The following is a 23,306-nucleotide window of genomic DNA, read 5'->3' as shown; positions in this document are numbered from 1 at the left end:
TATAATATATAATAACAAAACGACTATAATAATTATTTTATAATTAATTGAGAATTAACAATGCTTAAATGTAGTCTTTTATCATTTGATATAAATGCATGTTAATGATGATCGATATCCTCAACAAATTTTAGATCAGATTAAAAAGGGAACAACTACTTGTGCTCTTACCTGTAGTGATGGTGTAGTATTAGCTGCAGATACAAGAGCAAGTGCAGGATTATTTATTGCAGATAGGCATGTAATGAAAATACAAAAAGTGGATAATCATTTAGGTATGACAATTGCAGGTGGTGTTGCAGACGCCCAAAATCTAGTTGATACAATGAGATACAACTCAAATATATACAGATTGTCTAAAAAAGAGCCAATTCCAGTCAGTTCCGCTGCAAGGTTATGTTCTAACATTCTATTTAATCAAAGATATTTTCCCTTTTATGTTCAGATTATCATGGGAGGATTTGATTTTCGTCAGCAAAAAGGACAAATCTATAATATAGATTTATTCGGTTCGATGACTACGGAAAGTTTTATTTCAACTGGTAGTGGGTCCCCTGTTGCATATGGATATTTAGAGTCAGAATTTAAGGAAGGAATGAGCGTAAATGAAGCTTATAAAGTAGCAATTCAAGCCATTGCAGCAGCAATTAGAAGAAATGCAGGTACTGGAGACAGCATAAATGCGGTAATAATAGATAAAAACGGATATACAGAATTATCTAAGGAAATTAAAGATAGCGTCGGTGCTAAATTTTAATCATTTTATTGTAATATAGTCATAAAATAAAAACAAAAACAAAAATCATTAAATTTATTCTAACTTAATCTAATTTATAACCAATAAAATCTTCAATTATGACTTCGGTCTCCTTTGGGATTTCAATAATAGGTAGTAATCTTTTAATGAACTTATTAGCAATTATATGAATTGATTTAAAAGTATTATTTTTTAGGAAGGAGTTTAATAATTTCAGGAATTCAGTATAACTTTTAGGATCATATTCGTCAAAGTGTTTTGTAAATATATTATGAGATGTTGGATAAATATCTGATATTTCAACCGGAATCAAGCCAAAAAAAGGATTATAAAGACAAATTGAAGCCTCCGGAAAAGTACTGGAAAGTTTTCGTAATACAGAGGAGGAATAAAAAGGCCTTATCCCCTGATCTGGATATAAAAGTAAGATATTATTATTTGGAGATTTGTAGTTATCAATTAGCATATTGCGATAATTTTTTAGTTCTGGTCTAAACTGATCTATTGGTTCAAACAAATAGATTGCTTTTTGCTTAAAGACCGGAGTATTTTGCTGAATATATTCAAAATTCTTAATTGTATGAATTGCATCCATTAATTTGGGATGAGATCTTGCTTTTTGCAGCACGTATTCCCAAAGCCTACCATCGTAAATTGATTGCTTTACTGCAGACATCTCCTGTTTTAGAATATACAAATTATGTTTAGCAAGATTAATAATTCTGGTTTGTGGGATTTCATCGATCAATTCTTGAACTGAATAATCGCAGCAAACAGGACAGCAGCAGGGCAAATACGAGAGATCTTCTAATCTCAGTGTTCCTGAAGAACTCATATAACGATTAGCTTTTGCATACAAGATATACGATGCAGAATCAAATGTATCGCAACCTAATGCAACAGCAAGAGGTATTGTTAATGGATGACCTGCACCAAATAAATGGATAGGTTTGTTTGGTATAGATAATTTGGTAGCTTCTATAAGTCGAGCAAGTGTAGAAAACTCATAAGCTTCCATCAGTTCAACCGGGCTACCAATTGCAAAAAATGAAAAACCCTTTTTATCTAAGAGTGAGGCGGAATACCGTACGAGATCAAAATGTTCAGCTCCCTGAATTGTTCCAGTCCATATTTCACCTTTTGATGATAAAATATCATCATTGCTATTATCCCCATTCTGGTAAGTTCTACTTTTTCGTATGACATCGATTGTTTCATCTATATTTGAAATAGTTTCATTTACATAGGATTTTGCCGTATTATAAGGCAAACCATAGCCTGTTGGTTTATCTAATGGAACGGGAATATCACTACCAATATCAAGTTCAAATTGGGCCATTATTGAAGGTGTTACGTTGACTTTACCGTATTCGAGCACTTGGTAACCTCCTGAATCTGTCATGATAGGACCGTCAAAATTAACGATTTGATGAATTCCCTGTTTTTCGGCCTTTTCACCATAAAATTTGAAAGCGATATAGGCATTTGTTATTATACATTCAAAGCCAAGACTTTTTAAAAAACTTGGACTGATTTGTTGTTTGACTGGATGAATTACAGGTATAAACGAAGGAGTTTCAAAAGAACCATGAGGAGTGGTTAATTTACCGATCCGAGCAGCTAAATCAGTACATTTCACCTCAAATACCAAGATTAATTCTTGGACTCCCTAAGGAATTCATCGTAAATCGCTTTTACACGTGAAGCAGCCAAACCAGATCCTTCCTCGATTCCAGATTCGGTCACCTTAATTTTGTCCATTACAATGATTGCACCTACGTCCTCTCGAATCTTTACTAATCCAGGGAATACTCTTGATAACCTTTCAGAAAGAGCTTTCAAATCAAATGGCCTCTCTAAGAGCTTTACCTCTTTAACGAATAAACCGTTTATCATTAATTTTTGGATTTGTTGAGATTCTACATGGTCCAATATTAAGTCAAATTTTTCGTTTAAACCAGTCAAAATACCGGCATAAGTTTTATTGTCTGAAGTCTCAATTGAAACTTTTTTTCCTAAAAATTGTACACTTTCTTCAGCAAATCTTCTTGAAATTAAAGCAGACATTATCCTCTTGGATAATGTCTTAAGGTATATATATATGAAGTCAGTTCAAATTAGGTTTAATTCAAAAATTTCAACATATCCGTGTCATTTTGGATAAGTGGCAACCAATCTATGTTTCCGAAAACTCTTTGCTTCCTATCCCCATACATATCGACAATCTTTTGAGCCGATAAGGACGGTAAAATACTAGTTGCGATCTCTAATTCAGAAAGTTTGGAAAACTCAAAGTTTTTTAATGCATCATAAGATATTATGCCCAAGATCTCAGCAACCATATTGTCACTAATTTTAGTTTGTGAATATGATCTGTCTTCATATATTTTTCTTAGCTCGTATGGCGACCTTCTTAATATTACCACAAGGTCTACTAACAGCGGATCTATTACATAAGGTGCAAGATGTCCAACAATGATACTATCTTGATATTCTTTCTTAGAAAGCAACAAAGTCAAAAAGTCAAATGACTTTTGAATATCTACATCATGATTGCCTCTTTGGGAAGAAATTAAAAAGTTTTCAGATAAAATTATCTTATTAATGTCAACAATGGGTACTTTATCAAACAAAGATGAGAGGATTGTAGCGATGGTGTGTTTGCCAACACCAGGTGTTCCAGAAAGTACTATTTTCAAAATACTATTACCATTGTATCATATTCTTAATTTTTCAATCTAAAGAAGGAATTAAACATGGTTCTAAGAATATTCATTGAAGAAATTATTGATGTAATCTCTAAGATCATCTCTTAATTTTATTACTTTTGTCCTTTTATCACCATCTAGATTTGTATGGAGTAATACGTCTAAACCCTCAACCAAGTATTGGATGTTTGAGAAAGTAAGCAGAGTCTTTTGATTTCTGTCAGTATTTTCTTCCACGTCGATAATGTTATTTCGGAATTGTTAAAGTTTATGGTGTAATCGATTTAAGAAAAGAACAGATCACGTGTGAGAGGGAGATGAGATTAGGGAAAGGCTTACCTTAATAAGAACAGTAATAAGAACACATCAATAGTTTTTATCATATAGAAAAATCTAATCAAACTTTAATATACATATAAATATCAAAATAATCATGATAAAAAGGCTTGGTATTATTTTTTCAGGACTATTGATAGTATTATTATTATCAAACATCAACTATAATGCAAACATCCAAGTATTAGCACAGCAAAATACTTCGGCAAGTACGACAAACTCTTCTGTTCCCACTGTTTCTGACACAGTATCAAATATTACAAAGCTTTCAGGCGGTGTAAAGATAATTTCTCCAGATAAAGGAGATCTAGTCCCATTAAATTCAAACAATTCACTAGTAATCAAAGGAGTTTCAAAGGATAATGTAACATCAGATTGTGATGTTTCTGTCATCATAAATAATGTAAAACCCTATCAGAATGTTAATCCTACAGGTGTTCAAGGAGACAATGATTATTCTAACTGGCAATACACAGTAGCAAGCAATTATACAAACATCAATGAAGGAAACAACAAAATAACATCTAAGATTCTTTGTTTAGATGGTCCACAAACATTACAAGCATTTTACTCTGTAAATATTACAGCTACTAACTTTACACAAGCACAGTTATCTAGCTATAACATGATGTTAGAGTCTTCAAATTCAACGACAAATAGTGGTAATATGAGTCAGGCAGCATCAGGTGGATTACAACCTTTTGCACAAATTCAACAATTCAATCAAGATACAGGAAATGGTCCAATATGTTGTAAGATAGCAGGAAGCAGTCCAGGACAGGTGAGTGCATCTACTGCCGGTACAGACGTCCCCACAACTGATGCTACAGATGTTGCTACCACTAATGAAGACGAGGAGAATAATGATGATAACAGTAACAGGAATGACGAGGAGAATAATGATGATAACAGTAATGATGATAACAGTAACAGGAATGACGAGGAGAATAATGATGATAACAGTAATGATGATAACAGTAACAGGAATGACGAGGAGAATAATGATGATAACAGTAATGATGATGGTGACAACAATGATAACGATGGTGGAGGCAGCATGATGGACTCCATAGAAGACACCATAAGAGACAGTGGAATAGACTTTAGTTTTGATTAATAGTAATTATTCTTACTTTTAATCAATTCCTTTTAAATTTTTTCACTATTATTTGTCCAATCCTCAATAAAATTAGTCAAAGTTTATGTGGCTATTCTCTACTCGACTTTCTCATAATTATCTAGTTATTCAAAATATTCGTTAAATCAGGCAACAAAAATCTCACATGTTTGTATCCGTCCACGTTGAAATAATACTCTTGATTTTTTCCTTGTGTCCTTTTTCGGCGAATATTCTATACTTCTTGTTAGGGTAAAATTGTCTTATAAAATCGAGATCTAATGGTTCTAATTTTTTTAGATTTAGTATTATAAAACATCAGTCTTTTCAAAGTGGTCTCATCGACAGGTGGTTTTGTTACCTTCTTTCTTGTAATATTTATTACCAACACTACCCCATCATCAGGCAACCCCGCTTCCTTTCTAATTTCATCTTGTAATCCCTTTGATCCTTTTGAATCCATAATCTTTGTAATCCTGTTTTTGTCACTCAGATCAAATTCGTGAACGAGTGACAAAATATCTCTATTCAAGTAATCGTCTACAAGTTTCCTTGTTTTTTCATTTTCTACTTTTGTTAATTCATGTATCAAGACATCATCAGATAATTCTAATATAGATTCCATCTCTGGATTAGATAGTTTCTGAAAGACCGAGTTGGATTCCCTTGCAGATTCCTTCATTATATAAGACAAATGGACATCAGCACCTTGGGATATTTTATGCAAGTAAATTGACCTGTGCATCTGGGCATACGCCTCAAAGAATCTCATTGCTGCTTCTCTGGCTTGGGTTGAAACAGTTACAAGTCTATCTTCTTTTAAGAAGTACAAATTTTGAACAATTCTCCCTACATCTACAAAACCATACTCTTTTGCCCCAGTTCTATTAGAATCCAATATTAGGTAGTTAAATCTGTCAACATTGTACGGATCTTCCTTTATAAGATAGTTCAAATACCAATTTGACTCCAAAAAAGCATCCATCCTAGCAATAATCTCTTTACTAACGCCTATTCCTCCTAGGATCCTTTTTGTATTTTCAATAATTCTAAAATTAGGGGATAGATCGCATAATAATGCCATTATTTCATAACACTCGATTTTGTTTTCAGAGGACTCTTCAACCAAATTAGTGAATTTCTTGTATATTATTTCCAAACTCAAGTATTCGTGTTTCCAATCTAGAGATGGGTTGACTAGTTTTAGAAATTCTTCAAAGGTATGAGAAAATGGGGCGTGTCCTATGTCATGCAATAGGGCTGCCAGCCTTGTTAGTTGAATTTGTTTTTTGATTTCGGTTTTGCAGTTAATTGAATCCATCAAATCGATTATAGATGTAGAATTGATCTTGTTATTGGAATTCAGGATTATATGTGTGGAAGCCTCACCGGCAATATGCATGACACCCAAAGAGTGTTCAAATCTTGAATGAGATGCCCCTGGAAAAGCCATAAAGAGATTGGAGCTTTGTTTTATTCTTCGAAGGCGTTGAAAATATTTTGTATTGATTATATTTTTCTCGATATCTGTAATTCCAACATATCCATATTCAGGAAGCCTTATACTGCTGGTAAAGTTTAAGAGCGGATGATATACTGGCAATAATGCTTAATGATTAGCCAATTTTTAAAAACTCTATGTTTTATCCTTTGCAATGCATTTTACCTTAGCCAATGAAAAAGTTAAGAAAATACAACAAAAAGGGTCTTCTCTTGGATTCATGAGTATTCTCTTGGATCATGAAGGGACGAATCTTCTTGCTAACAATTTGTCATCATCAAACGATAGACTTTCCTGTAATTGTTAGGGAAGGTAGGCAGACAAATAGTCCAATATCTATAGCATAATTCATAATTGCGCTATCAGAATTTCCTCCGCAAAGTGATGATATACGAATTTTTGACAAAAATGACGATAAAATTGACAAAAATGACGAAAGCATAAATCTCGTGACCTCGGATAAAAGTAATTGATTAGTAGACAGGTTGAAGAATTAATCGTACAGGATTACATATTTGGACTTTCCAGAGATGAAATCGCTACAGAAACTGGCGTAGCACCTGGATCAGTGTCTAATAGAATCATTGAGTGGAAGAGAAGAATTGAGGCGATTTGCTGTAAACATGAGAAAATCAGGAATGACTATAAAACAGTGCACTAAAGGATTCAGATTTTACAACTATTGAAAAGATTAGGAATAGCAATTGAAAATGAAGATATTGATTCAGATTTAGATAGTTTATCTTATTTTGTCAATGAAATATATATAAAATGTAACGAGGTTGGCATGAATCCCACTGTTGTTACTGCGTGGATAGATGACCTACTTAATTTCTCGACGGAGAATTATGGATACCTGTATGAAAATAGTGAAAAGAGTATGAAAAGAGTATCAACGAAAAATCAAAATAGTGAAAAAACACCTTTGACATTTGTTTCGGTCATTTCAGATTTTGTTGAACAAAAGAAGAAGGAACTTGGAGATCTCTCCGAAAGTGAAAAAAGATGGGAGAACAAATCAATGTATATGATTACCAAAAGAGAGACCTACTAGAAAAAATTGGGATATTAGAACAAAAAAGACAGTCTATAATAGTACTCCATAATACATTTATGAAACTTGATAAAATATTATGGGAAGATTGTGAAATTGATTTAAAAAAAGATCTAGAGTCATTCACCAAGTTATTTAGCGACTTTAAGGAAAATGGATATGATGTTACCAGTATAGTAGCGGAATACAATAAAGCCGTAAAGCTAAGGTGGGATATAGCACAGAACGAGACCCAGATTCGAGATCAATCAAAACGGCTAGCCATTTTACATAGCGATATTAGTTTCCATCAATCTATTTTAGATGCTCATAAAAAAAATTTTGAAATATATAAGCAATTAGAGACAATGAAATTTGGAATTGACGATCTCCAACAACTATGGTTGACTGTTTCAGAAATTGCAAGAGATATAGGTGATCCTTTAAAGGATTTTGATATGATTGAAGATCCTGTTTTGCTTTTTTTATTAAAGATGTCGAAGAAAACTATTATGACAAACTCAAATTTGAAGACAGAGTCAAGAAAAAAAGAAATGAATTGGTACTGGTAAATGAGCAACTTAACATAAGCAGACAAAATCTCTCCATGCAGCCAATTATAGGACCTTTATTGCTTTCCCTTTATCAGAAAGGTATTACCGAACAAGAGATTACAGATATCAATCAGTTGTTTCAAAATTATATGCTAGAAACAGCAAAGACAAATAATAATAAGGATAGTAAAAATGAATCAAACACGAATGTTGAAAATCCTCTCAATATAGACAGAGGCTATCAAATTTTTATAGATGAGTTAAAAAAATATGGCGGAATCAAAGCCGCAATCAAATACCAAAGCCATCTCCTTGATGAAATAAAAAACAAAAATTCAGATTTGATTGAACAGATGAAGACCTTGTTGGCATTATGTCAAAAGGCTATTATTTTAATGAATATGTTAAACAACCACTATTTCTATCATAAAGGATTTTTTGATCATTATCATAAAAAGAATGGTGTTAGTATTGTGGTGGCTGATCGGATGTCAATACCTATTATTATTTTAGTTCATAATTCCCCAAAAGAAGGTCAGAATAGCAAAGAAAAAGACACAAAGGGTGACACTGCTATGTCTTCAAATAATAACAACAATAAAGATGAAGATAAAGAAAGAGAGTAGATCTATTCCTTTAATTTCCCTCTCTTTGAACTTGTTTCTTCTTCCAAATCATCTACACCCTTCTCAGTTACAGTAAATTTAGTGTCAGAATATGGATGATAGGGAGAGTCGATCATCTTGGCAGTTCTATTTTCACCTGACTTTCTGAGATAAATCCTATAGGTTGAGGCATGACCTAATACATTTCCTCCTGCAGCTTTTGTGGGATCTCCAAAAAAGGTATCTGGTGAAGATTGAACCTGATTGGTAATAACTACAGAAATATTATAAATCTCAGCAAGTCTAATGATTTTGTGTAGCATAGAATTGAGTCGCTGCTGTCTATCAGCTAGTGTGCCTCTTCCTGCAAATTCTGCCCTGTGCAAAGATATAATGCTGTCTATGATAACAAGTCTGGCTTTAAAATCATTAATATATTTTCCAAGATCTTTTATGATCAATTCAAGATGAGAGCTATTGTAAACCTTACAAACTGCGATACTTTTTAAAACGCTAGTTGGATCAAGTCCTCTAGACACAGCTATTTGATCTACTCTTTCAGGTCTGAATGTCCCTTCTGTATCGATATATATGGAACCACTTCCAAATCCACCATTTTCGACTGGTTGACTAGCCGTCACACACAGAGTATGACAGATTTGAGACTTGCCAGAACCAAATTCACCATAAAATTCAGTAACAGCCTGGGTCTCTATACCCCCCAAAAGAAGTTTATCCAAAGCATTTGAACCAGTTGTACATCGCAACAATGATTTTCTTTTTTCTAATGCAACATCTGCAGTAACAAATTCCTTGTCTAAAAGATTAGAATCTCGTAAAAGTTGTTGAGCAGCAATAATGAACGCTGCTGCACTTTCTTTTGAAGAGTTAATCTCAACAGAAAGTTCTTCTGAACTTGTAACTGCGAGGTCCATCACAGTCAGTACACCGGCATCACGTAATTTTTTTGCAGTAGTTGGTCCAATACCTGGAATATCTTGTATATCTAAATCATCAATAATAGTAGGGATAGGTTTTGATTCTTCTAAATCATTATCAGAAATTTCAGAAATTTCAGGGCTTTCGCTGGAAAGAGCACTTACAACATCCTCGTCTTTTATTCTTTCACTATTTCTTTTTTCGACCATATTCTACTATATGTACTTTCTGTTATATTAAATAATTGACTACGACAAATGACTGCGACCATTTGAAACTATTGTTATTTTTCATCTTCCTCAAAAATCAAAAGTTCATCACCTTCGAAATTCTTAAAGGAATCAGTAATGCCCAACAAATTATTATTATAGAAAATTTTGCTTACTGTTTCGTCTTTGATAGTCAAGACAATAGTATTAATATTAAAAATTTGAATTGTCAAAGGAAACTTACTTTGGAATAGCTCATCGTCAATTTTTATGTCAGCAAATCCGTTTATCGGAGTATTGGAAAATTGATTAAAAGTAATAGAAGAACCATTGCTATTTTGAAAATTGAGTAGTTCGATAAAATGTTTATCGATACCATTTACGGTAAGCAATTTAAAATTGGCATGAAAATCTGTAACTAAACCTCTTGATACATTCAAAGACCAAGTTCCAGAAACCAGCTTTTGAAAATTATGGAGTACAATGGATTCAGAAGTTTGATTCAGAGATGTAGAAGGAGATCCAGATAAATTTTGGTTTATCTTACTATAATCAGGGAATAGTACAGTGGACAATAATCCTTTTGTATTAAAGGTATTAGAATTGTTGATGGGTGGTAATGCCTCATCAATTCCCACTCTGATTGTTTCAGTATCAATGGATAAGAGTAAATTATTGTAATTCATGCCTTGTGCCAATCCCAATCCCACATAATTCCAGAATTTAAGTTCCTGATTTGCAGATGGTGCAACTAACCCAAGATCAGAAGAAAAAAACAATAGCAAAAAAGTAAAAATCAAGGCAAGTGGAAATAATTCAAGCAAAAAAGGAAGAAATGAGAATTGATTACCCAAATTTATTTTTTAATAAAATTCATAATATAAATTGTTATTGTACTGAATTGATTAATTATCTTGAATCTATATTTTCAATGACTAGTATGAGATAAAATTTTGCAGATTGTTAATCAATTTTTTTCCAACTGTTGTATAAAACCAAACAAAACTATTTTTATTGTGTCATCATCGGCATTGTGTGATTCATGGCTCCTCCCATTGCCATAAATCCATTTTTAGATGGAACCAACGAGAATGTCATGAGTCCTTCTGAAGATGTTTGATTTGTTTTATTCAAGTATTCGTTGGAAATTTGTTGTACAATTGGTTTAGCAAGCATAAAATGTATAGTATCCTTTGTTTGGTTATTTCCATCTACCATTAAAACATTTGTAACATCTTTTCCATTGGTATAACCTTGGTATGCACCGTCAGCGGATAGAACACTAGGTTTAGGGACTTCTACCTCTTGATGTATAAATACGGTATTCTTAGGATCATCTAGTCTCTTAGGGTCATAATTAAACGGCATTGTAAAGTTGATGGAATCAGATGGTTGATTGTATGTTATATTCCCTATTTCATCGTAATAAGAAAGAACTTTGGTTGGAATTGTTTTACCGTCTACAGTCAAGTTTGCATTTTTTGCTGCTCCAATACTGAGCCAACCATCAAAGACGGGTTGTTGATCATCTGGCAAGATTGTGCGAGAATAATCTACTGTTACAATTCTGACGATAAAGTGATATAAACCTCCATCCAAAAATATGGGTCCAGCAGCAACTACTGGAGATCCCTCTCTGCTACTATAAGCTTCAAGTATAGGATCAAGTTCCCCATATACTGATATTTGATTCTGGTTTCTGGGCTGCATTTCAATGGTAAGATTTCCGTTTGGATTAAAAAACCAGTCAGACAGCAAAGGTTTCCCATCCTTTTCGATTGTAATAAAATAAGTAACTTCTTTGAAAGATTGGTTTGTTTTTGAATCAAGTAGTTGAAACTGCACTGTGGGCTTCTGGGCTTGATCTTGAATCGTCTCTGTGGTTACTGCAGGGGGATTCATTTTTATAAGCAGATCTGCGTTTCTATCGCCAAATGATGCTGTTAATTCTTCCATGAAAAGTCCGTCACCATATACACTCTTAGAAAAAACAAAAAAAGTTAACAAAGGACTAGATATCAAACTAAAAATCAAAATTATAGACAGGAGAAGCTTCATAAAATAAAGTAGGAATTTTGGCTATATAATTATTATTGATAAGATAATAAAAAAAATTATATCGACGAAATGATCTCGTCTATATCATGATTCGATTGATATTTACCATAACATTAGTCATTTTTATTCTTCAATCTACTGTTTTAGGATCGAGTGGAACGTTAACTATAGAATTGGCCTCAAGTCAACAAAGTCAACCAAGTAAGGATCTAGGAAGCTACAAAACAGTAAACTACTATGCAAGATTTAATTGCGGTACAATCAGTGACGATAGTGGTCCATTGAGACCCGGAAAATATGATTCAGATATTACGATATTCAACAAGAAAAGCTATCCAATAACCGTAATTTGGAAAGCTATTGCAATAGATCAGCAAGTCAAGAATAATTTCAATATTCTAAATATTCCTTCAGAAAATATTGCTAACATTAATTGCTCAAAAGTATTTCCAATTCAAGATAAAAATACTACTAATTCTATCCCTTCTGCATTATCTAAAAAATTCACAGAAGGTATTATAAAACTAGAAATCAGTGTTGATAACGGGCTATTGGTAAATAACTTTCTAAATAATCAGAATGCGAATATTATGGTAAACGAATCCGATATTGGTAATCTAATTAACGTGGATGTACTTCACACAGTGAATACTTTGGATGATTTAAACAAAGAAGTGTTATACTTGAAAACAGACTTTTCAGTTCTATCAAAAGATAAGAATAGAATAAGTAATTTCACGGCGGTCTTCCATATTGATCCCGATGAAATTGTTGATCCATTGTCAATTATCAAGAATAAGATTTCAGAGAATAATACAAATCAGAAAATTGATATCAATGGCTCTGAAATATTACTTAAGGATACAGAAATTATCTCAGATACATTGACAGATAATCACGCACTAACCATTCAGAGAGTTGACACAATTATTTCATAGAAAAGAACATCTTGTTTATCAGAGATGATAATCATCGACGATAAGCTTGACAACATTGACAAAACATCAGAAATTTAGTTAATTAATTAAACATTCATCTAATAATTTAATAATATTCCATCAATTTCTAGTATTATTTATAAATATTTTAGTTCACATCTTATATATTTAATCAACGAAGATATGGTGATAGTAAAATGGCACAAATGCCTGCATTAATTCCAAAGGAAGTAGAAATCCAGAGGCTAAAAAAGATTCTATATAATGGTCATTATGCTAGGGTCTATTGCTGCATCAGTAGAAGTAGACAACTTTGTTGATGGATCATTGCACCAAACAGCCATCAGAGACAGTGCATTTACACCAGCTCATTGGTGGTTATACAGTCACTTTATTGCACTCCCACTAGGTTGGGGATTTGTTGCGATGTATGACAGGAGAGTACCAGCATTAAGAGGACCAAACAATTCAATGAATACGGGTCTAAAGATAACCATTATCGGTTATTTAGCTACCATGTTCACAATTGGTATCAATGAAATGTGGCACTTTTGGTTTGTTGAAGAAATATTTTCAGTACCTAACCACTGGATGTTTAACATGGGTGTAGTAGTAGCTTTCATGGGTGCTTTGGCCTATGTAGTTAGGGTATACGCACGTTTGGTAGAACTTGGCGCTGAAACTCCTGCAAGGAACCCCTATGTAGCAGAAATGTACAAACTAGCATTAGAAGGAAAACTCTACAGCAGATCAGTTCCATAATCTTTTTTTTTGTTTTTGTTCTAGTTTTGCTTTGTTTTTGTTTTAGTTAGTTAATTTTACTTAATTATTTAGATACATTAGATTAGAAATCGATATAGTTAATTTCCCTAAAAGTCCAATCTTTCTTTATAGGAAATGCATCTTAAAATAAACAAGGTGGTACTTATAGTAACCCATCAGAATCCGGATCTGCATCATTAGATTGTTTTAGTTTATCAGAGAAACTTATCGTTTTACCATGATCAGATATGGAAATTTGGGTATCAACTCGAATGTTCAAACCTAATGATCTATATACTGCAAGCAGATCTCCCCCAGATATTTTAGAAATCTCCCCAAATCGAATCAATTCATTTAACCTTTTTATAATAATTTTAGTTTGCAAGGGAAATTGCTGTTCAGCGAGTTTTAAAACTTCGTCACCTCTATCGTACAGATAGCGCAACAAGAAATTCCTTTCAGAATCGATTCCTTCTGGTTTATTTTTATTTGTTTTATTCTGGAGTTCCAAATTGATCTTGTCTTTTTCTTTTGAGGCTAACTGCTCTTGTAGCTTTTTCATCTTTCTTGCTTTAATTAATTCAAGATCTGGATCATCCATGCCTGATTTTTTATCGGCGCCCAATTTAACCTTTAATAACTCCTAGTGGGACCAATCTAACAACTTTTGTGGCAATCCCAACCTTATGTGACACATCGGCAACCATATCGACATCCTTATACGCATCGGGAGATTCTTCGATCAATCCATTTTTAGTTAAAGATTTAACATATATGCCCCGTGATTCTAACTTTTTCTTCACATCATCTAACGTATAAGTTCTTTTTGCTTCTGATCTTGACATAGTTCTTCCTGCCCCATGAGCCGTTGATCCAAAGCTAAGATCCATTGATTTAGGTGAACCCAAAAGAACCCAACTTGCGGTACCCATGGACCCTGGAATAATTACAGGTTGTCCTACAGAACGAAATTTATCGGGTAGTTGTTCCATTCCCGAAGGAAATGCACGTGTTGCGCCTTTTCTATGTACTACTAAATCACGAGTTCCTTCCCCATCAACTCTATGACGTTCTACCTTTGCAATATTATGAGATACATCGTATACTAATTCCATGCCGAGATCTTGTTCGCTTAATTGAAGAACTCGTTGAAATGTCTTTCTCGTCCAGTGAGTGAGCATTTGTCTGTTTGCCCAAGCAAAATTTAGCGCAGAAAACATGGACTTTCTATAACTCTCTCCTTCCACTGAGGTATTAGGAACACAGGCCAATTCTCTATCTACAACATTTAGATTATATCTTTTCATAGCTTGTTCTGACAACCGTAAGTAGTCAGAACAAACTTGATGCCCAAATCCACGAGAACCACAATGTATTAAAATTTGTATTTCTCCTTCTTTTCTAATTCCCATGGTATTGGCCGCTTCTTCATCATATATCTTGTCCACCTTTTGGATCTCTAGAAAATGATTTCCAGAACCCAAACTCCCGAGTTGCATTGAACCGCGTTTTCTAGCGTTAGTTGAAATATTTATAGGATCTGCCCCTTTCATTCTTCCACTCTCTTCACAAGATTCAAGATCGGTATCTATTCCATAACCATTCTCTACAGACCATTTTGCGCCGTCAATGAGTAGATCGTCCAGCTCTGAGCTGGTCAGCTTAATAGCCCCCTCACTTCCAACACCTGTGGGAATAGAGGAAAATAGAGAATCAACTAGAATTTTGAGTTTAGAATGAACATCAGATTCTACAAGATTAGTTCTAATCAGTCTGACTCCACAATTAATATCATAACCTACTCCACCAGGACTAATGATACCCTCTTCAAAATCTGATGCAGCCACGCCACCCACAGGAAATCCATATCCTTCATGACCATCAGGAAGTACAACTACATGTTTTTTTACCCCAGGCAGGGTCGTGACATTGACAGCTTGATCGAGTGTTCGATCAAGGGCCATTTTAGATATCAATAGATCATTCGCAAATATTGTTACAGGAACATTCATCCCACGCGAATCTTCTTTATATATCTGAAATTGATAGTCAGAAATTTTATTAACCAAATGCTTACCATTTTTTGTTACTAATGAACCAGACATTATTCCCTTTATGATAAATATTTTAATTTTGTCAAATATTAATCATCCTAAATAATAAATTAGATAATCAATATCTGACTTTAGACTAATGCCTATTTTACCTATTGATAGCGGAAGATACGGAACGAAAGAAATGAAAGACATTTTTGAAGAAGATAGAAAACTAAATTATGAATTAATTTTTGAATCTGCGGTTGCAAATGCACAGGCGGAATTACAGATAATTCCGATGGAAGCTTCTAAAAATATAGAAGAGGTTGTTTCTTCTAATAAAATATCAGTACAAAGAGTAAAAGAATTAGAAAGTATAAGTGATCATGATACTGCTGCGATAGTAGAAGCAATAAGCGAGTTATGTTCAGAAAGTTCAAAACCTTGGATTCATTATGGCTTGACAAGTAATGATGTGGTAGATAGTAGTACCTCAATGCAGATGCGGGACGTATTTAAGATACTGGAATCAAAATTGCACCAGCTAATCAAAGAATTACTAAAAAAATCAACAGATTATCAAGATTTGCCTGCGGTAGGTAGAACTCATGGCCAACATGCAAGTATTACATCCTTTGGACTTAAATTTGCTATTTGGTCAAATGAATTACTTGACCACCTAATAAGGATTGACGAAGGGAAAAAAAGATTTCTACTTTGCAAAACCCTAGGAGTTGTGGGAACAGGATCTTTGATGAGAGAGAATGCATTAGAGGTTCAAAAAATAGTTGCAAAGAAACTAGACCTCTTCCCCACCGAAGCTGCAACCCAAGTGATTCCAAGGGAGAGATATTCAGAAATGTTATTCACAATTACACTAATAGCATTAACATTAGACAAAATAGCTATCGAAATTAGAAACTTGCAGCGTACTGAGATCGGAGAAGTTCAAGAACCATTTAAGAAAGGACAGATGGGAAGTAGCGCAGTACCAGTAAAAAAAAATCCAATAAAGAGCGAAAGAATCTCGTCTTTGGCCAGAATCGTCAAATCAAATCTGAACGTTTCTTTAGAAAATATAGCATTATGGCATGAAAGAGATTTATCAAATTCGGCTAACGAACGTTTTATTATTCCAATGTCATCCATCCTGGTGGATGATATGATAAGCACAATGATAAAGATCATAGCAGGTTTAAAAATAAACAAGGAAAAAATAGTAAATAACATAGAATTGACCAAGGGTCAAATATTTGCAGAATTTGTCCTACAAGTTTTGGTATTAAAAGGTATTTCAAGATTCAAAGCATATAGAGATATTCAATCAGTAGCCTTTAGTGCAGCTGAAAAACAAGAACACTTTTTTGATGCTTTAATAAAAGAAGAAGAAATTATCAATAATGTAAGCAAAGAGGAATTAGAAGTGATATTTAATCCCCAAAGTCAACTTTCTGCATCGAAGAACATTATAAGAAATATAGTAAATAAAGCCAAACAAATGAATATTTCCTAACCACATCTACAATGTTTTTTCAAAGTATTTCTACCAATTTCGAATACTAGTTCAACCTCTCAAAGCAGTTTCCTAACTTTTTATGGTATTCTGCTATATGTACATGTTGATATAATAATTTTTAGTATCAATACGAGGTAATACAAAAATAACATTCATAAGATAGAAAGAGGGATAATTCAAGTTAAATATTAATAAATGGAAAATTAAACAGAACCCAATTTCCATTTGGGGTGGAAAATTGATTTGAATGTAGGCGAGTCGATCAAGAAATGGACTTTTAATTTGTCCTATTATGATTATGCGAGTTGCTTTTTCATTTCATTATCATTTGTCTCGATGATCACAACAGGTATTTTCGCCATCCCGCTAGTATCAGATTTTTTTTCAGAAAAGGAATTTGATTGGAATAGAGATTGGACCAACGTACTATTCACTACAACTAGTATGCTGGGTTTTATATGGGGTCTAATGGCACATTCACAGTTTGATATTTCTACAAAAATGGTAAGGAATACCTGGCATTTATGTCGTAAACTAGACCCATTTATAGGAGAATATGACGATAAAACATTCAACCCGGAAACAAATCATTTGGAAGACGGATATACCTATCATAGTTTAGTAGATTTTTGGGATAGGGAAAACGAGGTACCCCACTGGCTTGACAAGGGAAAATACTGGAAGATATTATTGGAGCTGTGGAAAATAAACAAGAACGTAAGGCTGGAAGTGACAAAGGATGCAAATCTCCCTTTTAAAAGAGGAAAGGGTAACATAGTAGTTATATTAAAAAAATTCGATCAGGCTGATTCTCCGAGTAAGAAAAATAAATTAACTGATGGTAAGAATGCAATATTTAAGGTTATGATTCCGCAATGGCTAGTAATTAACACAGAATATAAAAGATTTAACATTTTCTCTCAAACAGAAATAAATACAGTAACAAACATACTTTCAGATGTTAATAAAAACATACCCAAAATAATTGATGAAATAATTTTCAAAGAAGAACCTTTTCTGAAAGATTCTGGAAATATTTTGACATCCTTCTCCACGTACCTATACAAGAGTCTCCCCATAAAGATAGTGTATAATAGAATTAAAGAAATACTTCCGGGTGCAAAAAAGCGTCAAATACAATACACGAATGAAAATCTTTCGAGTTTATCTCTAGATTATCTAATTGAATCTATTTTGTTAAAGGCCAGACCCACAGGCATCAATCAGGAATCATTGACTAAATTGAATTTATTGACCCAATATCTTAAAAAAGAATATGATAAGCTAGGCTTAGGAGAAGGATCGAGTGAATATCACAATCTACATCACTCCCTAGAAGTCGCATATATGAGCCTAAGCATGTTACCAAAGGAAATTCATGGTTACACGATTACCAATAGAGACTATGAAATAATGCTAGTTGCAGCATTGTTACATGATTACGATCCGGACCAAGGCACCTCGCATTATGATTTAAAGTATACAAGAGTTCCCACAGTAGCAAACACTATAGCGGAAATAAAAAATAAAAGAATTCATGATGCATATTTTTTGCTAAATAGTGAAGAACTAGTTAGATTTTTTAGAAAATATGAGTCTTCTCCTTTGGTAGTGGCACAGGAGTTTGCTACCACTCATCCAGAAATGTTAAATGGTAGAGAAGCTAAAATCGAAGGCAAAATAGTTGAAGCTTTAATATGGAGAACAGACTATCCTTTTAATGAAAATGCGTATAACAACTTTAATCGGTTACTAAAAGAAATAGATGGTCAAGACTTTTCCGTAGAGAAAATCAATCTAATCGCAGAAATTCTATCATTAGCTGATCTGTCAGTAACGTATCTTAGTTCTGATCCTCTCTTAGCATGGAACAGAGTAGTAAAATTGTATGAAGAACTAGATTTTCCATTGGTAGAAGCTGTTTCTAGAACTGATAGATTCTTGTCTTTATTTTCAGAAGGTTCATTATTTAAGGACATAATATCAAGAAAAAACTTTCCAGATGTTTTCAGACAAAAATGGGATAATGTATATCAATTTTTTCATGAGGGAAATCCATCAAACAAAATAAACAATCTAATCTTGGATGCTAAAACAAAATATGAAAAAATTAACATGGATGTGTCGGTCAGTAATTGCGATTATTTAATTAACACTGCTCTTCATAATAAGAACGAATATCATATAGGAATTGTAAAAGATAAAGACGAAATAATAAAGGCACAAACAAAATTATCAGGACTTCAAATAGAGAATTTAGAGATTCTTCCAGGCAACCCAGACAACATTCTCCCTTTCATAAAAGATAAATCCGTTGATAATTTCATGATAACAATCTTTTGTGATAATTCTGAAAAAAGAGTCAATAAAGAAAGGATATTAAAAAATCTACTTCATTCTTACAAGTCTAAATTAAGCCAAGATGGAACTATTCAAATTATTGTGGAGAACGAACAGGATTTTAGAAAAATATTGTCATTAATACCTGAACATGACTTTAAAACAAATAACATGTCCGATAAGGTTGCATTAAGAGCACTGAATCTAGATAAATCTGGACACACCAATGATGCTAAAAATGTCAAAATAATAACTATACAAAAGCAACAAAATAATGACAATAATATACAAAAATGACCCCATAAAAAAAAGAAATAATAAAGAAAGAAAACATCCAAATATAATATAATTTTGGTCTATATTAAAAAATTAGATGTTTTTGGGTTTAAATCGTTTGGATCAAAGAACATTTCACTAAACTTTCAAAAAGGTCTAATAGCTGTAACTGGACCAAATGGGTCGGGCAAAAGCAATATTCTTGATGCAATAATATTCGCTTTAGGGGAGAACAGTCCAAAAGCCCTTCGTGTAGACAAATTTCAATCACTTTTTCATGATAGTAGTTCAAATGATTCTAATAAAATAGTTAAGGTCAGTGTAACTTTTGACAATGAAGATAGAGGAATTCCAGTGGATGCCAATCTTGTTACCATAACGAGAGAAATGTCCGGAGTCAACACTGGAGAAAGTCAATACTATTTGAATAAAAAGAGAGTATCGAGAAATAATATCTTGGAATTACTAGAGATAGTGGTCGCCTCTCCTAATAAACTGAATATAGTCCAACAAGGGATGATTACTAGAATATCGGAACTGAATTCGGAAGAAAGGAGGAAAATAATCGAAGATATAGTTGGACTCTCATATTTTGATGAAAAGAAAGATCAGGCCTATAAACAACTCGAGGAATCAGACAGAAGGCTTGAAATAGCATTGGCTAAAATGGACGAAGTAAGGAATAGGATTGATGAGTTAGAAGAAGAGAGAAACGATCAACATAGATATTTACAAATAGAATCAGAGATTAACCGGCTAAAAGCGATAAAACTGTCCGGAAGCATAAATAATCTAACTGGAAAAATATCAGAACTCAATGAAGAGCAAAAAACTAAGGAAATTAAAAGCCAAGAGGTTTCAAAAAAACTAGGAGAAGTAACCACTCAAATCGAAAACATTAGTCAAGAGAAAAAGTTATTTTTGGTTCAGGCCAATTCTGCAAGCAGTGAAAGAACAAAAAATGAGAAAAGACTATCAACAGTAGCCTATGAGTACGAAAGAAATAGAGCTACGATAAAAGAAGCAGAACATTATTTTGACCAATTAAATCAAAAGGCGAAAACCAATGAGATAGAGCAAAAAACCTTTAGTGGAAAAGAGATCGAATTAAACAATCAATTAATAGATATTGAATCCAAGATCAAGATAGATGAAGAAAACCTAAATGAGTTGAGAAAGAAAAAATCTGAGAAAACCAAAGAAATAGATGAAATTAATAAGATAAACTCGGGTGAAATAACATACAAGAATTTCTTGACAGATAGAATAAATAAATTAATCCCCATAAAAGGAAAAATTGAAATAACCATAGCCAGATTTGAAGAAAACATTAAAAACTATTCCGAAAAGATAAAGGAAAATGACTCACAAATCCACAAGGTCCTTGCAAAGAATCAGGAAATTGAAAGTGCTATTCTCAGTTCAAAATCAAAAATTAAAGAGCTTGATACAGGAATAGGTAAGCTGGAAGACGAGAAAGAAACAATTGATAATAAATTATTCAAAGCTACCGCCGAAACCAATATCTCAAAAAGAGTAATAGAAAATGCAGAAAAAGTGATCATTAAATACGAAGAGAAAATAAACCTAGCAAAGAATAGTTTAACTGAGGATTATGCGATTGCAACCCTATTAAAAGATTTTAAGAATTTAGATGTAATAGGATATGTATTTAATTTAATAACATGGAACGAGAAATATCAAAAAGCTGTAGTTGCATCCGGAAACGAATGGATGAAAGCTGTAATTGTAAAAGACATCAAAAGTATGATTACACTTGCAGAATTCTCAAAAAATAAAGGAATACATTTTCTAAAGATAATTCCACTCGAACTACTTAGTGGAGAGAAGATAAAAGATATTGAAGACAATCCATCGATTTTGGGAGTTCTCTCAGATTTTGTCTCAAGCAAAGTAAAACACTTACCCGAATTTTTATTTGGAAACACGATTCTTACGAAGAATCCGTTGACAGCATATTTATTATCCAATAATGGTTTCAAAGCCGTATCAACGAGTGGAGAAATTTTTTTTCCTAACTTGTCGTTAATGCAATTCGATTACGGATCAAAAATTGCAGATGTTACGAAGGATTTGTTACTTTCTGACTCTATTGAAAATTTAAGAAAAAATATAGAAAAATTACAAGAATTAACAAGAATAAGAATTACGGAGATTGATTTGCTAAATAAGGAGAGAACATTCTTGGGAGGGAAACTGGATACATTTACTTTAGAAAAGTCCAATATCACAAAAAACATCAATGAGTTAGAAAATCTTTTAGTAACAAATCTTAAAAATTTGAATATACTATATACTATAAACAAGGAACATAGCACACATGTGGATGATCTTTTTCGCAATTTTAGCTACTCTAAAAGGAGGTTCAAAATTATTACTAATACTAATAGTAGAATGAATATTGAAATAAAAAATACGGATGAAAGAATTGACATGCAAAAGATAATGAAAATTGAAGAAGACGGACGCAAAATTGTTGATGAACTAGATATCATAAACACCAGATTAAATCAAATGAAATTAACACATTCGATGGTAAAGAATAATATAGAAAATATTACTCGGGCACATAATAAATCCATACAAGAAGATGATCAAATCAGGATAGAAAAGGTTGAGAGGAATAAGATTCTAGAAAAAGCCACATCAGATGGAAAGGATATAGAATCAGAATTAAGAACTCTGAGGGAAAAGGAAGATGAAATAATTCAAGCAACAAGCACCACTTACTCAAGATTACAAGAGTATGAAACAGAGATCAAGAAATTAACCGAACTAGAAAAAAAACTCGGTAAAGAATCAAATCAATTAGAAAAAGATATTGGATTTTTAAGAAAAGATATTCTAGATCTGGAATATCAAAAAATGAATCAAACTAACGATCTTGCTAGATTAGGTCACAAATCCTTGTTGGAAAGTTTTGATGTAGACGACTTATATCGCGAACTGAAAGAAGAGTATGAAAATATAAGAGATAAAGTAAATTTTAGAGCAGATGAAACTTATTTAGAGATAATAGAGGGATACAGAGGTTTATCTGATAAAAGAAACCATCTTGAAGAAGAGAGAAATTCAATTGTGAATTTCATAGAAGAAATAGGTAAAGAAAAAGAAAATCTATTTACGGATGCTTTCAAGAAAGTTGATGATGACATTAGAAAAACATTTTCCGATATTACCGGAGGTAATGCTTATTTGGAACTTGAGGATCCCGATAACATTTTTTCTGGCGGGATTTTATTAATGGTGCAATTTCCCAATAAACCTGCCAGGGAATCTACATCCTTGTCTGGAGGCGAAAAAACAATGGCTGCAATAGTATTCCTTCTGGCATTACAATCGCTAAAACCATCTCCATTCTATTTAATGGATGAGGTAGATGCCCATCTTGATGCTCAAAACACTGAAAGGCTATCAAAAATACTACTACTTAGATCTGTCAATAATCAAATTATAATGGTAACACTCAAAGATTCCACAGTAGCAAAATCAGATTTAATATTTGGGGTTTATCCGAAGAATGGACTATCTCAAGTGGTAAAGTACAATCATCCAAGCAAAGTCAAAGTAGAAGTAGAGTGACACATAATTAAACGATAT

Annotated in this window: 21 protein-coding genes and 1 pseudogene; 12 read left to right on the top strand and 10 right to left on the bottom strand. The window is 33.0% G+C overall.

Annotated elements, in window-relative coordinates; genetic code table 11:
* The first annotated feature begins 94 nt into the window (after positions 1–94).
* Positions 95–757, top strand: coding sequence for a proteasome subunit beta (locus AAGU22_RS16190; protein WP_196817584.1), 663 nt, complete (start codon positions 95–97; stop codon positions 755–757).
* A gap of 64 nt (positions 758–821) precedes the next feature.
* On the opposite strand, the gene tgtA is transcribed toward AAGU22_RS16190, so the two are convergent.
* The 4 genes from tgtA to AAGU22_RS16170 form a co-directional block, all read right to left on the bottom strand.
* Positions 822–2,396 (bottom strand): tRNA guanosine(15) transglycosylase TgtA, encoded by a 1,575-nt coding sequence (gene tgtA, locus AAGU22_RS16185; protein ID WP_458720122.1) that lies wholly within the window; start codon positions 2,394–2,396, stop codon positions 822–824.
* A 14-nt stretch (positions 2,397–2,410) separates the two neighbouring features.
* Positions 2,411–2,824 carry an Lsm family RNA-binding protein gene (locus tag AAGU22_RS16180; RefSeq protein ID WP_458720121.1) on the bottom strand — a complete coding sequence of 138 codons (414 nt, stop codon included), beginning with the start codon at positions 2,822–2,824 and terminating at the stop codon, positions 2,411–2,413.
* A 56-nt stretch (positions 2,825–2,880) separates the two neighbouring features.
* Positions 2,881–3,456: an adenylate kinase family protein gene (locus AAGU22_RS16175; protein ID WP_458720120.1), complete on the bottom strand. Its 576-nt coding sequence runs from the start codon at positions 3,454–3,456 to the stop codon at positions 2,881–2,883.
* A gap of 63 nt (positions 3,457–3,519) precedes the next feature.
* Positions 3,520–3,702: a hypothetical protein gene (locus AAGU22_RS16170; RefSeq protein ID WP_458720119.1), complete on the bottom strand. Its 183-nt coding sequence runs from the start codon at positions 3,700–3,702 to the stop codon at positions 3,520–3,522.
* 196 nt (positions 3,703–3,898) lie between these two features.
* Here AAGU22_RS16170 and AAGU22_RS16165 point away from each other — a divergent pair, with 196 nt between their 5' ends.
* Entirely contained in the window at positions 3,899–4,918 is a 1,020-nt protein-coding gene (locus AAGU22_RS16165; RefSeq protein ID WP_458720118.1) for a hypothetical protein, read from the top strand.
* A gap of 247 nt (positions 4,919–5,165) precedes the next feature.
* On the opposite strand, the gene AAGU22_RS16160 is transcribed toward AAGU22_RS16165, so the two are convergent.
* Positions 5,166–6,521: an HD domain-containing protein gene (locus AAGU22_RS16160; RefSeq protein ID WP_458720117.1), complete on the bottom strand. Its 1,356-nt coding sequence runs from the start codon at positions 6,519–6,521 to the stop codon at positions 5,166–5,168.
* Between the two features lie 52 nt (positions 6,522–6,573).
* Between AAGU22_RS16160 and AAGU22_RS16155 the strand changes: the two genes are divergently transcribed.
* From AAGU22_RS16155 to AAGU22_RS16135, 5 genes are all read left to right on the top strand, one after another.
* Entirely contained in the window at positions 6,574–6,726 is a 153-nt protein-coding gene (locus tag AAGU22_RS16155) for a hypothetical protein (protein ID WP_458720116.1), read from the top strand.
* A 162-nt stretch (positions 6,727–6,888) separates the two neighbouring features.
* Positions 6,889–7,080: an RNA polymerase sigma factor sigma-70 region 4 domain-containing protein gene (locus AAGU22_RS16150; protein WP_458720115.1), complete on the top strand. Its 192-nt coding sequence runs from the start codon at positions 6,889–6,891 to the stop codon at positions 7,078–7,080.
* Between the two features lie 21 nt (positions 7,081–7,101).
* Positions 7,102–7,473 (top strand): hypothetical protein, encoded by a 372-nt coding sequence (locus AAGU22_RS16145; protein ID WP_458720114.1) that lies wholly within the window; start codon positions 7,102–7,104, stop codon positions 7,471–7,473.
* Complete coding sequence (locus tag AAGU22_RS16140) at positions 7,425–8,024, top strand: hypothetical protein (protein WP_458720113.1); 600 nt, start codon at positions 7,425–7,427, stop codon at positions 8,022–8,024. The genes AAGU22_RS16145 and AAGU22_RS16140 overlap by 49 nt, the downstream gene beginning before the upstream one ends.
* Positions 8,025–8,059: 35 nt before the next feature.
* Positions 8,060–8,632, top strand: a complete 573-nt coding sequence (locus tag AAGU22_RS16135; protein WP_458720112.1) for a hypothetical protein — start codon at positions 8,060–8,062, stop codon at positions 8,630–8,632.
* A 2-nt stretch (positions 8,633–8,634) separates the two neighbouring features.
* On the opposite strand, the gene radA is transcribed toward AAGU22_RS16135, so the two are convergent.
* From radA to AAGU22_RS16120, 3 genes are all read right to left on the bottom strand, one after another.
* On the bottom strand, positions 8,635–9,759 hold the full coding sequence (radA, locus tag AAGU22_RS16130; RefSeq protein WP_458720111.1) for a DNA repair and recombination protein RadA: 1,125 nt from the start codon (positions 9,757–9,759) through the stop codon (positions 8,635–8,637).
* A 74-nt stretch (positions 9,760–9,833) separates the two neighbouring features.
* The gene (locus AAGU22_RS16125; protein WP_458720110.1) at positions 9,834–10,613 is read right to left on the bottom strand and encodes a hypothetical protein; all 780 of its coding nucleotides are present in this window, start codon (positions 10,611–10,613) and stop codon (positions 9,834–9,836) included.
* 157 nt (positions 10,614–10,770) lie between these two features.
* Positions 10,771–11,715 carry a hypothetical protein gene (locus AAGU22_RS16120; RefSeq protein WP_458720109.1) on the bottom strand — a complete coding sequence of 315 codons (945 nt, stop codon included), beginning with the start codon at positions 11,713–11,715 and terminating at the stop codon, positions 10,771–10,773.
* A 188-nt stretch (positions 11,716–11,903) separates the two neighbouring features.
* Here AAGU22_RS16120 and AAGU22_RS16115 point away from each other — a divergent pair, with 188 nt between their 5' ends.
* Together AAGU22_RS16115 and AAGU22_RS16110 are read left to right on the top strand one after the other, a co-directional pair.
* Positions 11,904–12,755 carry a hypothetical protein gene (locus AAGU22_RS16115; protein WP_458720108.1) on the top strand — a complete coding sequence of 284 codons (852 nt, stop codon included), beginning with the start codon at positions 11,904–11,906 and terminating at the stop codon, positions 12,753–12,755.
* A 197-nt stretch (positions 12,756–12,952) separates the two neighbouring features.
* Positions 12,953–13,517 (top strand): annotated as a pseudogene (locus AAGU22_RS16110) (methane monooxygenase/ammonia monooxygenase subunit C).
* Between the two features lie 163 nt (positions 13,518–13,680).
* Here the strand turns inward: AAGU22_RS16110 and AAGU22_RS16105 are convergent.
* Both AAGU22_RS16105 and AAGU22_RS16100 read right to left on the bottom strand, forming a co-directional pair.
* Entirely contained in the window at positions 13,681–14,142 is a 462-nt protein-coding gene (locus tag AAGU22_RS16105; RefSeq protein WP_458720107.1) for a DNA-binding protein, read from the bottom strand.
* A 1-nt stretch (position 14,143) separates the two neighbouring features.
* Positions 14,144–15,622 carry an RtcB family protein gene (locus AAGU22_RS16100; RefSeq protein WP_458720106.1) on the bottom strand — a complete coding sequence of 493 codons (1,479 nt, stop codon included), beginning with the start codon at positions 15,620–15,622 and terminating at the stop codon, positions 14,144–14,146.
* An 88-nt stretch (positions 15,623–15,710) separates the two neighbouring features.
* On the opposite strand from AAGU22_RS16100, the gene purB reads away from it, so the two are divergent.
* The 3 genes from purB (at position 15,711) to AAGU22_RS16085 (ending at position 23,288) form a co-directional block, all read left to right on the top strand.
* Entirely contained in the window at positions 15,711–17,066 is a 1,356-nt protein-coding gene (gene purB / locus AAGU22_RS16095; RefSeq protein ID WP_458720105.1) for an adenylosuccinate lyase, read from the top strand.
* 246 nt (positions 17,067–17,312) lie between these two features.
* Positions 17,313–19,706, top strand: coding sequence for an HD domain-containing protein (locus AAGU22_RS16090; protein WP_458720104.1), 2,394 nt, complete (start codon positions 17,313–17,315; stop codon positions 19,704–19,706).
* Positions 19,707–19,760: 54 nt separating this feature from the next.
* Positions 19,761–23,288: a chromosome segregation SMC family protein gene (locus AAGU22_RS16085; RefSeq protein ID WP_458720103.1), complete on the top strand. Its 3,528-nt coding sequence runs from the start codon at positions 19,761–19,763 to the stop codon at positions 23,286–23,288.
* Positions 23,289–23,306 lie beyond the last annotated feature (18 nt).

This window comes from Candidatus Nitrosocosmicus sp. R (assembly GCF_054408505.1).
The sequence above is the reverse complement of the archived record's forward strand: the minus strand, read 5'-3'. Positions and strand labels throughout refer to the sequence as shown.